General features: G+C 40.9%; 11 protein-coding genes and 2 pseudogenes. 9 read left to right on the top strand and 4 right to left on the bottom strand.

All coding sequences use genetic code 11. The annotated features are described in order from the left end of the window. The gene (locus tag VZF35_RS06265) at positions 1-744 is read left to right on the top strand and encodes an ABC transporter ATP-binding protein (protein WP_407311968.1); all 744 of its coding nucleotides are present in this window, start codon (positions 1-3) and stop codon (positions 742-744) included. Then, positions 744-1964, top strand: a complete 1221-nt coding sequence (locus VZF35_RS06260) for an ABC transporter permease (protein WP_407311966.1) — start codon at positions 744-746, stop codon at positions 1962-1964. Before VZF35_RS06265 ends, VZF35_RS06260 begins: the two co-directional genes overlap by 1 nt. 163 nt (positions 1965-2127) lie before the next feature. Here VZF35_RS06260 and VZF35_RS06255 read toward each other — a convergent pair whose 3' ends face one another. Then, positions 2128-2241, bottom strand: coding sequence for a hypothetical protein (locus tag VZF35_RS06255; protein ID WP_407314501.1), 114 nt, complete (start codon positions 2239-2241; stop codon positions 2128-2130). A 349-nt stretch (positions 2242-2590) separates the two neighbouring features. On the opposite strand from VZF35_RS06255, the gene VZF35_RS06250 reads away from it, so the two are divergent. Beyond that, the gene (locus VZF35_RS06250; RefSeq protein ID WP_407311964.1) at positions 2591-2977 is read left to right on the top strand and encodes a hypothetical protein; all 387 of its coding nucleotides are present in this window, start codon (positions 2591-2593) and stop codon (positions 2975-2977) included. Between the two features lie 424 nt (positions 2978-3401). On the opposite strand, the gene VZF35_RS06245 is transcribed toward VZF35_RS06250, so the two are convergent. Continuing rightward, the gene (locus VZF35_RS06245) at positions 3402-4004 is read right to left on the bottom strand and encodes a DUF6789 family protein (protein ID WP_407311962.1); all 603 of its coding nucleotides are present in this window, start codon (positions 4002-4004) and stop codon (positions 3402-3404) included. A gap of 395 nt (positions 4005-4399) precedes the next feature. On the opposite strand from VZF35_RS06245, the pseudogene VZF35_RS06240 reads away from it, so the two are divergent. From VZF35_RS06240 to VZF35_RS06230, 3 genes and pseudogenes are all read left to right on the top strand, one after another. Next, a pseudogene (locus VZF35_RS06240) lies at positions 4400-5395 on the top strand (transposase); the annotation flags it as partial. Positions 5396-5560: 165 nt separating this feature from the next. Continuing rightward, positions 5561-5740 (top strand): hypothetical protein, encoded by a 180-nt coding sequence (locus tag VZF35_RS06235; RefSeq protein WP_407311960.1) that lies wholly within the window; start codon positions 5561-5563, stop codon positions 5738-5740. A 173-nt stretch (positions 5741-5913) separates the two neighbouring features. Beyond that, entirely contained in the window at positions 5914-6384 is a 471-nt protein-coding gene (locus tag VZF35_RS06230; RefSeq protein WP_407311958.1) for a hypothetical protein, read from the top strand. Positions 6385-6550: 166 nt separating this feature from the next. Here VZF35_RS06230 and VZF35_RS06225 read toward each other — a convergent pair whose 3' ends face one another. Then, a complete protein-coding gene (locus VZF35_RS06225; RefSeq protein ID WP_407308493.1) occupies positions 6551-8158 on the bottom strand; it encodes an IS1182 family transposase in 1608 nt (535 codons plus the stop codon). 109 nt (positions 8159-8267) lie between these two features. Here VZF35_RS06225 and VZF35_RS06220 point away from each other — a divergent pair, with 109 nt between their 5' ends. From VZF35_RS06220 to VZF35_RS06210, 3 genes and pseudogenes are all read left to right on the top strand, one after another. Beyond that, the gene (locus VZF35_RS06220) at positions 8268-9101 is read left to right on the top strand and encodes a reverse transcriptase domain-containing protein (RefSeq protein WP_407311956.1); all 834 of its coding nucleotides are present in this window, start codon (positions 8268-8270) and stop codon (positions 9099-9101) included. Positions 9102-9244: 143 nt separating this feature from the next. Beyond that, positions 9245-9601, top strand: a pseudogene (locus tag VZF35_RS06215) (IS4 family transposase); the annotation flags it as partial. Positions 9602-10530: 929 nt separating this feature from the next. Beyond that, positions 10531-12006, top strand: coding sequence for an IS1182 family transposase (locus tag VZF35_RS06210; protein WP_407314430.1), 1476 nt, complete (start codon positions 10531-10533; stop codon positions 12004-12006). A gap of 168 nt (positions 12007-12174) precedes the next feature. Here VZF35_RS06210 and VZF35_RS06205 read toward each other — a convergent pair whose 3' ends face one another. Continuing rightward, entirely contained in the window at positions 12175-12354 is a 180-nt protein-coding gene (locus VZF35_RS06205) for a hypothetical protein (RefSeq protein ID WP_407311954.1), read from the bottom strand. Positions 12355-12437: the final 83 nt, after the last annotated feature.

Below are 12437 nucleotides of genomic sequence, written 5' to 3'. Positions count from 1 at the left end.
ATGATTATTCTTAAAGACATCGTCAAAATTTATAAAACGGGGGATCTCGAACTAAGAGCACTGTCGGGAATTAATCTGATGGTGGAGGACGGAGAATTTGTGGCCATTATGGGGCCATCAGGATCCGGTAAATCGACGATGATGAACATTCTCGGTTGTTTAGATACCGCGACATCTGGAGAGTTTTTGTTAGATGATTTAAATATCAACCATGCTCGAGAGGATGAGTTAGCGGAAATTCGAAATCGGAAGATAGGCTTCGTTTTCCAAAGCTTTAACCTATTATCTCGAACGACGGCGTTAGAAAATGTTGAATTGCCCATGCTTTATAATGGGATAGGTGCTCGGGAAAGACGGATCAGAGCCACCAATGCTATGAGTGCAGTTGGACTCTCCTCACGGCTTCACCATAAGCCCAATGAATTGTCCGGGGGGCAACAGCAGAGAGTTGCTATTGCCCGTTCCCTTGTTAATAATCCCGTCATTTTAATGGCGGATGAACCGACAGGAAATCTTGACAGCAAATCAAGCATAGAGGTTATGAATATTTTCCAGCAATTGAATGCCATGGGAATTACCATAGTCCTGGTTACTCACGAACCGGATATAGCTCAATACAGCAAGCGAATTATTCATTTCAAAGATGGTTCTATTGATCAGGATGAGATTGTTAAAAACAGAAGTATCGCCGAAGGCGAACCTTTAAATTTGAACATTAATTGGCGAACGGAGGTGGCCAGCTGATGAATTTTCTGGAAAACATTCGGATTGCTCTTCGTGGCCTAAGATCGAATAAACTTCGTTCAATTCTTACGATGTTGGGAATCATCATCGGAGTGGGTGCCGTGATTATTATGGTCTCCATCGGTCAAGGCGCCAAGGCATCTGTAGCAGGTCAGATCCAAGGACTGGGGTCGAACTTACTCATTGTAACACCGGGTCAGTCCAACACAGGAGGCGTCAAAGGAGGCATGGGAAGTTTAAATAATATGACCATGGATGACGTCAATGCCATTAAAAGCAGTGCTGATGCCGTTGCTAGTGTTGCCCCCACGACCAGTAAACAGGCACAGGTCGTTTATGGAAGTGAGAATACGAGCACACAGGTCGTAGGAACAACCCCTTCCTATGCAGATGTCCGCAATCAGCAAGCAAGTATTGGACGATTTTTTACCGATCAAGAAAACCAAGATAATGCTCAGGTAGCCGTGATTGGTACAACGGTTGTACAAGATTTAACTGGTAATCCCAATACCGATATGGTTGGACAAACCATTAATATAAACCAAGTCCCTTTCCAAGTCATTGGAATCTTACAAAGCAAAGGGTCGAGCGGAACGAGCAATAACGATGACCAAATTGTGCTGCCGATTTCCTCGGCTGAGACCAGGCTCATCGGCTCAGATAATATTCGCACAATCTATGTAGAAGCCAAAAGCTCTGATTTAATGAATACGGCCAGCGCTGAGATTACCCAAATTTTGCGGCAACAGCATGGTCTGAGTTTCAACGCAACCAATGACTTTACGGTAACGAGTCAAACCGATATCTTGTCAACTGCCGAAGGTGTATCCCAATCCTTGACTCTCTTGCTCAGTGGTGTTGCGGCCATCTCCCTCTTAGTTGGGGGAATTGGAATTATGAACATCATGTTAGTTTCCGTAACAGAGCGTACCCGAGAAATAGGAATTCGTAAAGCCATCGGTGCAAAACGAAAAACGATTTTGCTGCAGTTCTTGATAGAAGCAGTTATTATAAGTATGCTCGGCGGCGTACTGGGAATTCTGTTTGGGGCCGGAGGTTCGTCCTTGCTCAATAAATTTGTGGGAATGTCCACTCAAATCTCAACCTCACCAATCATTATGGCCTTTGCCTTTTCATTTGCCATCGGGATAATTTTTGGAGTATTCCCTGCTCAAAAAGCTGCGAAATTACACCCAATTGATGCTCTGCGCTTTGAATAGTCAAGGAAGCAAAAGTCACAATGGTCGATAGAATCATGGATTAAGAATCAAGAATTGATAACTAACAATTAATAATCCCCCTGTACGTAGATGAAAAGGACATCTAACGTACAGGGGGATTGTCTATATGCAAAAAAAATCTATGCAGATAAGGATTGATTGTTTAAGTATACCTACGAGCCCTAAGATAATGGTTTATATAATAACTACTATTAAGGTTTGTCACAGATACACCTTCACGGGGATTATCGGCATGAACAAAGCGTCCTCCTCCAATATAAATGCCTACATGAGAGGCCCCATTAGAGTAATAGTTTGGTGGGGGGGCAGTGGCAAGCAGTACATGGTTAAGCTCAATAAGCCATTCATAAGAGAAATAAAAGTTAGTGAGTGATGGCAGAATTTTTATGAGACGAGAGAATAAATATTAGTGGTGATGCCCTTCGCTTCACCTTTCAATGGAAAAGAGTACAATCCTCTATGTCACCTCATAAACGACAAACGACTATAAAATGTCGCTCTCTTAGTGCGAGATGCACTTTATACAGACCAAGAATGGAAATGGATAAGAAGCTGGACGCCAAAAATAAAAAATGAATCAATGTTTTTTATTAGGAGGTGGAAAGATGAAAAAGATAATTATAGAGCCAGAAATCATGTTAACAGAAGAACTTAAATTATGTGAGATTGAATGTCCCGATGGATATAAACCGGGGGACGGCAAGTTACATCTTCATGACTGTTTCAAAACGGCATGGAATTATGCGATAGATATTTCGATGTTAGGTACGACAATTAACGCAAGGTTAGTTCATGGAAAAATAAATGTTTATGCTGACATTGACCATGCCTGGGTTGAACTGGATGATGAAGTTGTATTTGACGGAGTGTTACAAAGGTTTTATAAAAAAGATTGTTACTACAGAATAAAAAAGGCCAAAAAGTTAGCTGAATGGTCAGCAGTTAATGCAAATGAAAACTTCGCACGATTTAAACACTATGGTCCATGGTAAGGTCAACCTCGGCAACCGAGAGGGTGGATATGTTTCCGTGGACGCAGCACGTTGAGACCGTTACAAGTCTAGAACTTTCCACACGCTGAAACCAGCCTGTGGTGCGGGTTTAAAATTCATACCCCTAAATTGTTTAACAATTTAATAGGACCAGCTACGTCCATGGGAACATGTTGATAGGTAAAGTAGCCTAGAATATGCAAAAATATGATCACAGTGTCAAGGGGGCCTTGAGACTGTAAAAGTGGCTTTTATGTAATTTGTGGAAATCACTGTGGTAAATACAACCTAGTCAACCAGTCCGAAAGCTCAAACTCCTATAACTCAATAATTAAAGCAGCGTTGCCGGACGCTGTGACGAAAGCCCACTTCTTTGATTGGAGGTGGGCTTTTTTATTATATATCGGGTATTGATGATGAATTTTCAGTGGTAAAAGATTTGCTCATGTGCCATATTATCTACTATTTCAGGAGGACTATATGACGTTGTTGATTTAGGTTTTTCGTGCTGTACGGCGATGTGTCTTTCTGCTTGAGGAAATACCGAGGAGTCAGCTAATGAATACACGGTATGTGCTGTTGTAATCCCAAATAAAAAATTGTTAAATAAAGATGAGTAGTGAGACTTAGTTAGATGAGCTTTTCCATAGAAAAATCCTATTTTTTGACCAAAATCATAGAGAATTCCCCACGACAGGCCGCCAAAAATCATGCCTTTAATCAGATGATGGTCTTTACCAGTTTTCTTTAACAAATATACAAAAGGGATACCAAGTGTAGCCCCTGTGAATGTGTGAAGTATTTGCCCTAATAAGAAATTTTTAGTTTGATTGGTTCGGAAACTTCGCATAATCATTGAACCAGCCAAATGTCCGTAAAGGCCCTCGGTTTTATTTGTTCTCCATAGAAAGAAGTTTGACAGATCCATTACAATAGTACCCGCCAAACCTCCTATCAACCCGAGGACTATCGAGTCCTTGATTTTGTGGACACTTTTAAAGACACTTAGAATACGACTAATATTCATTGTGTTAATCTCCTTTACTAATTCAACTCATCTCATAATTGTTATGAACTTATTATGCGCTGGTGTTGAGTTGCTATGCATTACCCTCTTGCCTTAATTGGTGGGAGGGCTTTTTACGTTTTAACACTCTCTTCATTAATAGTTCATAGAATGGTAACAAATATAGTTTATGATGAAGACAGTAGACACAATACATAGTTGGATGGTATTGAACAAATTCTCAAAAAAGGATGTAGCTAACTCAACTTTCGCATAGCGAAAGTTACCTCTAACCCAGTATGTATCTAGGTTGGGATAAAATATTTTTGTCCATTGAAAGAAAAACACCTTTCCTAATTGGTAAAATGGAAGTGACCAAACAACCATTAAATCCAAACAGAAAGGTGCATATCTAAATGTTACAACACAACTCTCTGTCTGAACAGCATCAAACTAAACTTTCTTTAGTTTTTTCTTCTCTTAAGTTGAGTCAACTTCTTCGAAAAGCGGGAATCTGCAAGTCTTATGGGGTCTCAAGCTTCGCTGTCTTTCAAATCGTCTTTCAGTTAGTTTTCCAAGGCCGTAATCTATATCGCTTATTAGACGGCGATAAAGCAGAATTTCTTCCAAGTAAAGATGTTGTTTATCGGTTTCTTAATGAATCCCGATATAACTGGAGACGTTTCTATCAATTACTCAGTCTTAAGGTCGTAGAACGATTCGAAAAACTCACCTCCGCACAACGTATTCGTGTTTTTATCGTCGATGATTCTGTCATGGGACGAGAACGGAGTAAGAAGGTTGAACTCTTAGCTCGAATCTTTGACCATGTTTCGGGTCGCTTTATCCGTGGCTATAACTTACTCACGTTGGGTTGGTCTGATGGCTACAGCTTTGCACCCATAGATTTTACATTGATGAGTTCGACTAAACTTAAAAATCGTCTTTGTGAAATGCGAGAGGACTTGGACAAACGATCCATTGGCTATAAGCGTCACATGGAAGCGATGAACCCTAAACCCAATGCTGTCGTTCAAATGCTTGAAGGGGCTTTAAATGCTGGATTCTCAGCAGATTACGTTCTGATGGACAGTTGGTTTACTCATGCACCGCTTCTTCAAAAACTAAGGGATAAGGGACTTCACATCATTGGGATGGTAAAGGAGCTAAAACAACGCTATCGTTTCGAGGGGAACGCATTAAGTTTAAGTGAGCTTTATGCCCAAATCCCTAAAAACCCAAAGGCAGAAATTCTGGGCTCCGTTCGAGTTCAAACTCTTGCAGGTTTATCTCTTAAGATTGTCTTCGTCCAGAATCGGAACAACTGCAGAGATTGGTTGGCGATTCTAACGACGGATCTTGCATTAGATAATGCTGAGATTATAAGGATTTATGGGATGCGTTGGGGTATTGGCGTGTCCAGCTAAGGACACAACATCTAGTCGGTGAAAGTCCGATCGGGAGAAAAGGCTCCCCTCCCGTAGCCTGAGAGGCACCGTGGAACGAAAGCGAGACGGTGGAGCCCTCTGACAACACGTTCATTAGGAGCGTAGGCAAAATTCCAGGTTGTAACGTATGTGAACGCAGACGTAGCCTCGTTACACGCAAGTCCGGTGGCTGAGACGGTCGATAACGCGCGAAAGCAACAAGGACTGACCGAAATGAGTCTGAAACGGCAGTTCTCACCGGCGGGGTATCAGCGGCGACATGGAAGGAAAGATGATGTGGAAACTGGAGAAGCCCTCGACATCCGGTGAAGAAATCTCACTGAGGAGGCCATCCCTATAACCGTGATCGGGAAGTGGGATAGACAGGTGTCAGGGTGACGGAACGGATCGTAGTACTGAAGATCCGCGTGCAGCAAAACGCGCGAGGAGGGAAGGGTCCGAACCTGTAAACATTTCGTACGACCAAAGGAGGCAAGGGTGCCATGACAAAAACACCCATTAATTTGCAGGAACTAAGGCGGCGAATCTATCAAAAGGCGAAGGCTGAACCTACGCATCGGTTTTGGGGACTATTTGTCCACATCACCAAGCTGGCAACCCTTCATGAAGCGTACCAAAATGCGAAGAAAAACGGAGGTGCCCCAGGCATCGACGGACAAAGCTTCGATGACGTGGAACAAAGGGGTGTCATTCCGTTTCTGGAAAGCATCCAAGCAGAACTGATAGCAGGAACCTACAAACCGCAAGCCAATCGTAAAGTGGATATCCCGAAGGCCAACGGTAAAACGAGAACTTTACAAATTCCGAGTATTCGGGACCGCGTAGTACAAGGAGCGCTGAAACTCATTTTAGAAGCGATCTTTGAAGCCGATTTCTGTTCAAATTCGTACGGATTTCGGCCAAAGCGCTCTCCACACCAGGCACTCGCAGAAGTGGAGGCTGTCTCAAAATGATGTCTACGACATCACGAAGAGGCAGCCTCTTTTCAATATTTGGGGAAAAATAAGTTGAGATTGTGAAATCACAAGGGAGTATTCCTGATTTCACAATCTTATTGTTATATTTGGGAACGCTAAAAGAGCACTCTCTAAAACTCCCTAATTAAAAGGCATAAGCAGATTACGCAACCTCTATTTTATGTAACGAACAGCCACATCTGTCTTGTTGTATTTTGTTGTGCAACTTATTGATGTTAAAACCAAAGCTCAAAAGCAAAAATTCAGTTTCAACATTCTTTTTACCACGCATTACAAATCTTCGGAAGCTATGATCTTCCTTCAGAATTCCAAAAGCCCCTTCAACCTGGATGGAACGATTCATTCTTAGTAGGATACCTTCAGCCGTTGTGATATTATGTAAGGATTCTTCTCGTTTCTCCAAAAATACTTTTGATACAGATAGTTTCTTATTACCCGCTGCTTTTGTGCATTGTTTTTTGAATGAACAGCCTCCACAACTCTCACACTCATAGAGAGTTACATCCGATTTATAACCACTTTTCGAAGTTCTTGTCGTCTTTCCGACAGCCACTAGTTTTTTATTATTTGCACAAAGATATTCGTCTTTGACTGCATCATAGACCATATTTTCCCGTTTACCAATGATCTTACTAAAGCTTTTTTTCTTCATTACTTCATAGGTCTGTGGCTTAATGAAAGGCTTTAGTCCTTGTTTCTCAAAATAAACATAGTTTTCTTCACTTTCGTAGCCTGCATCAGCAATGACATTATGATATCTTTTAGGTAAGTTCTCAATTAGCTTTTCTAAAAAAGAAATAAGAGTCAATTGATCGGAGCGCTCACTCGAAATGGCCAATCCAACGATATATTCAGCCTCTACGCCAATCTGCACATTGTATCCTGGCTTTAGCTGAGAATTTCTCATATGATCTTCCTTCATATGCATAAAAGTGGCATCCGTATCCGTCTTTGAGAAGCTATTTCTACCATCAAAAAGCTCGTTATAACGATCATATCTCGTTTGTTTTTCCAAGAATTCTTCTAGTGTCTCTGTTGCCCTTTGCAGATTAGTCTTGCGTTTTCCCTTTCCAGAAACAAACTCTATTTTTTCGGCTTGTTGCTTCTCCTTCAGAAAAGCAATGTAATTCTGAAGGGTTTCCACTGTGATTGCCGACTCGCTTAATGGAATACCAGTTTCGATTTCTTTATTGAGTTTCACAAGAAATGCCCTGGCTTTTTCTTGCAGTTTCTGTTCATTTTTGATGGTGGTTTTCTTCCATACGAATGTATATTTATTGGCATAGGCCTCAATTTTTGTACCATCTATAAAAATATTTTCATACTGGATCTCACCCAGTTCACCTAGTTTAACGACCAATTGGTTGAAGAGCCCTTCGATAATTCCTTTAATCCGACCGTTGCGGAAACGAGCAATCGTATTATGGTCGGGCACCTTCTGTCCTTGGAGCAACCACATGAAATTAATATCTCTCCTACAGGCTTCCTCTATTTTTCTGCTTGTGTAAATGTCGTTCATGTAAGCATACACCAATACTCGGAATAATGTCTTGGGTGTGACTGCTGGATTTCTTCCCTTGGAAGAGTACGCCTTGTTTAAATTTGTATAATCTAATCCCTCCGTCATATGGCATAGCAGTCTCACCGAGTCATCTTCTGGTATTAATACTTCCATGTTTAGTGGGAGCACGAGTTGATAAACCCCACTATTTTCGTTATAATTTTTGCGTATAGTTTTGTTTTGTAGCATAAACTAATTATACCGAAAAGACGGGTCTTTGGACTTGTCTTTTTGTATTTTTACACAGAAAGGGGCTGCCTCTCCATAGAAATTATATTTCTATTTTGAGACAGCCTCTATGACCACGGTGATTGATGTTGATCTATCCCGCTATTTCGATACGATACGGCATCACATATTGCTGGAGAAAATCGCAAAACGTGTACAAGATCCACAGGTCATGTGCCTTGTAAAACAGGTTATCAAAGCGGCAGGAAAAGTCGGCGTTCCGCAGGGCGGCCCGTTTTCTCCGCTTGCTTCCAACATTTACCTTAATGAGGTTGACTGGACTTTTGATGCCATACGGTGCAAAACGACGGAAGGTGGCTATGAGGCAGTGAACTATCATCGGTTTGCCGATGATATGGTGATCACGGTAAGCGGGCATTCCAGCAAACGCGGATGGTCAGAACGGGCACTGCAGAGATTGAAGGAACAACTGGAGCCCTTGGGAGTTGAGCTTAATCTAGAGAAAACCCGGATGGTCAACGTCCTAAAGGGCGAATCATTTGCCTTTCTTGGGTTTGATTTTAGGCGAGTACAAAACCGAAGCAGAACCGGATATTTCATCCTTATGACGCCGAAAAAGAAAGCCCGTATGACGGTCAAAGCGCGAATCCGCGAACTGATTCAAAATGGAGGAGCAACAACGGCAAAGGACTTAGTGAAACAAGTTAATGCCACACTAGCCGGATGGGCGAATTACTTTCGGGTCGGGAATTCCAGTCGCGCCTTCAGTGAAGTGCGTGACTATACGGAGATGAAAATCCGAATCCTGCTGACGAGAAGAAAACGGAGACAAAAGCGTAGTATTGGATGGCGGAGATGGAGTAACGAATATCTATATAACGTGTTGGGGCTTTACTGGGACTGGAAAGTCCATCCTCTCAAAAACGCTGAGGCATTTCGATGAAAGTGTCCATCATTCAATAGGTCTCATAACTCTTATGATGAAGTTTACGGGGTGAGCTGCTTGAGGGAAAACTTCACGAGCAGTTCTTATGGGGAGGGGTTGGAAACGGGTTGTAACCGATACCGCGCCAGTCCTTTACCCGACAAACCTTTTTCAAAGTGGCTAAATCGCACTTAAAACTGGGTACCGAATTTCAAGGACGGTCATTCGATATGATGATCAGCCATACGACTATAGTCTTTTCTCGTTATCTCATCCTTGAGTGGGAACGTAGAGAAACCAATGATGAACGCTCCCTGGGCGGATTGTTTTACCTTTTTGCAGATGAGGTAATGGATTTAGACTTAAAAACGGCATTGCGCCAGTTGATGGCATTTGTACTTGAACTACTACCCGACAAACCAAAGAATCACAAATCGCTTAGTCAACTACATAACTGGATCAGGGAATTGCCTAGTTATATCAAAGCTTTATTCGCACAACTGGGGTGCGAAAGTTGAGTAGCTAATAAATGAAATTAATTATTGTTCTACTGTTGATCGGTTTTATGCCCGCCTTATCAAGGACATTACTCTACAGCGAATAATGCATCGGCATAATAGACAGTTACCCGCTAAGCGGTTAACATATACAGCCTTTTTTGCCCTTCCTCCTATACTACCCTCCAAGTGAGGGAATTTTTTTTGCGAAGAAGTAAGCCCCTATTTTCTAGGAGCTTACTTTTTTTGATATTTTAGATCTTTGGCTTAGCAATTCTTCTTAATGTGTTTGTTATAGCGTTTGACCAGCGACTTATGAACTGAATACGTGTAAGTGGATGTTGTGGATAATGTAGTTGAACATATGAAAGTTATTTAACATACAATGTTGTGGCAGAGTATTCCCTTACCAAATACAGGTTTCCTTTAGCCCTCGTCAGAAATGACGGGGGGCCCATAATTTATACTTATTACAGCCTGCAGTATAGTCAGCTCGATTCTTGAGCAGAATGATTACTGAACACTCTACCAATATGCCTGTGCTCTCATCAGTAATGGTGGGAGCATTTTTTTGTGGAAGATGTAAAAGGAGAGCCTTTGCTCTCCTGATGGTTTATTCATATAAGATTTAGATGGGATTTTTTGAGCTAAATATTAATACCATCCATAGGGATACGGTGCATAGTAATACGAGGATGGGTAATAGCTAGGTCTCGCTATAGCAGTCCCTAGGAGAAGAAGAGGAATAAGAAACATAAGATCAACTCCTTCTACATAAAATATTCATGGGTAGGCCCCACAAATTCTATTTACCATAAAAGGAGAGCGTTTTAAGCGGAGGCCGCTGAAAAAGTTAATTTGAAAAATAAAAGAGAGCTGGAATTATGAAAATAAGTAATTCCAGCTCTCTTTTTGATACAATTAAAGTACTAACACAAGCGGGTGATTCGATGATAAAAAGGCAAACTAACCTGGTCCTGAGTCCTTACATAGAATTATATGAGTTAATTGTACCAAAAGATAACTTATTGCGTCAGATGAATGAATTGGTGGACTTTACATTTATCTATGACGAGTTAGCAAATGTCTATTGCCAAAATAATGGACGTGGTGCCATCGACCCCGTAAGAATGTTTAAATATCTTTTGCTGAAAAGTATTTTCGACATTTCAGATGTTGATGTCGTTGAACGATCAAAATACGATATGTCATTTAAGTATTTCTTGGGTATGGCCCCAGAAGAAGAAGTTATCGATGCAAGCTCATTAACGAAATTTAGAAGGTTGCGGCTAAAAGATTCAAACTTACTTGATCTATTAATCAATAAGACAGTGGAAATCGCCTTGGAACAAGGAATCATAAAAAGCGAATCTATTATTGTAGATTCCACCCATACAAAGGCTAGATACAATCAGAAATCACCACGGGAAAACCTAGTTGAGTATTCAAAAAGGCTGCGTAAAACAGTCTATGCCATAGATGAAACGATGAAGGAACAATTCCCTCCTAAGGTTAATAATGGATTACTGGAAGATGAACTGGACTATTGCCAAAAGCTAATAGCGGTAATAGAATCTACAGAAGCCATTTCTAGCTATCCTGCTGTTAGGGAAAAGTTAAATATGCTAAAAGAGCTCGTTGAAGATGACATTGAGCGTTTAAGTCTATTGTCAAAAGATACTGATGCTAAGGTTGGTCATAAAACAGCAGATACTTCATTTTTTGGATACAAAACACATATCGCAATGACTAAAGAGAGAATCATAACCGCTGCAGTTGTTACATCCGGTGAAAAACACGATGGTAAGCAACTCCAAGAATTAGCAGAGAAAAGCAAACAGGCAGGTATTAAAGTAAGAGGTATAATAGGCGATACAGCTTATTCAGAGAAAGAGAATATTACCTATGCTAAAAACCACAATATTAACTTAGTCTCTAAATTAAGCAAAACCGTAACCCATGTTAAGGCTGGCCGCACAAATCCCAATGATTTTGAATTTAATAAAGATGCCGATAGGTATGTCTGTAAGGCTGGACATATGAGCTTTAAAAAAACAAGTACTCGCTCCAAAAAGCATGCAAAAGATGGTTTGGGAACTGTTGAATCCTACTTTTTTGATGTAGAAACGTGTAAAACTTGCACTTTTAAGGCTGGATGCTACAAAGAAGGGGCAAAAACAAAATCTTATTCCGTGACGATTAAGCACCATATCCATGAGGAGCAGGCTGCATTTCAAGAAAGTGAGTTCTTCAAAGAAGAATCCAAGGAACGCTATAAGATAGAGGCGAAAAATAGTGAACTAAAACATAGACATGGGTACGATGTTGCATCTGCCTCAGGTCTATCTGGTATGCGTTTACAAGGGGCAACAACAATATTTGCGGTTAATCTGAAGAGAATAATAACCTTAATGAGAGACAAATAGTAAATAAATATTAATCGGGGTTAAAAAGGAACCAGAAGATGAGCAATTCTCCCGAATTGTCCCAGCTCCTGGTTCCTTTTTTATTGGTAGGTTATAAAATTTGATTCTTTTTCAGCGGCCTCTTTTAAGCGCCCCCCTTTTTCTGTTTATAAGGTGAAGAATCTATTTCTAGAAAATAACCCCTAAAGCGATAAGAATTAAAATAGCAATTGCAATGATTCCTACACCAACGCAAGATCCTGTAACAGGAAGTGGACAACAAACTGGCCGACAACAGGTAGTAACAGGTCCGATGTGGGGTGGGGCGCCAACTGATGAAATGTTGGGGAAATGACCATATCCGTACATTAATATTTCCTCCTTTCTAAATTAGAATACAATTCCTAGTGCGATAAGCAGAAGAATAATTACGACAACAATTGCGATTCCTT

It is taken from the genome of Desulfosporosinus paludis (genome assembly GCF_045689965.1).
Taxonomy (GTDB): domain Bacteria; phylum Bacillota; class Desulfitobacteriia; order Desulfitobacteriales; family Desulfitobacteriaceae; genus Desulfosporosinus; species Desulfosporosinus paludis.
The sequence above is the reverse complement of the archived record's forward strand: the minus strand, read 5'-3'. Positions and strand labels throughout refer to the sequence as shown.

Bases quoted from the DNA above. Each gene is read 5' to 3' on its own strand.
- VZF35_RS06265 (WP_407311968.1), top strand. From the start codon at position 1: ATGATTATTCTTAAAGACATCGTCAAAATTTATAAAACGGGGGATCTC.
- VZF35_RS06260 (WP_407311966.1), top strand. From the start codon at position 744: ATGAATTTTCTGGAAAACATTCGGATTGCTCTTCGTGGCCTAAGATCG.
- VZF35_RS06250 (WP_407311964.1), top strand. From the start codon at position 2,591: ATGAAAAAGATAATTATAGAGCCAGAAATCATGTTAACAGAAGAACTT.
- VZF35_RS06245 (WP_407311962.1), bottom strand. From the start codon at position 4,004: ATGAATATTAGTCGTATTCTAAGTGTCTTTAAAAGTGTCCACAAAATC.
- VZF35_RS06230 (WP_407311958.1), top strand. From the start codon at position 5,914: ATGACAAAAACACCCATTAATTTGCAGGAACTAAGGCGGCGAATCTAT.
- VZF35_RS06225 (WP_407308493.1), bottom strand. From the start codon at position 8,158: ATGCTACAAAACAAAACTATACGCAAAAATTATAACGAAAATAGTGGG.
- VZF35_RS06220 (WP_407311956.1), top strand. From the start codon at position 8,268: ATGACCACGGTGATTGATGTTGATCTATCCCGCTATTTCGATACGATA.
- VZF35_RS06210 (WP_407314430.1), top strand. From the start codon at position 10,531: ATGATAAAAAGGCAAACTAACCTGGTCCTGAGTCCTTACATAGAATTA.
- VZF35_RS06205 (WP_407311954.1), bottom strand. From the start codon at position 12,354: ATGTACGGATATGGTCATTTCCCCAACATTTCATCAGTTGGCGCCCCA.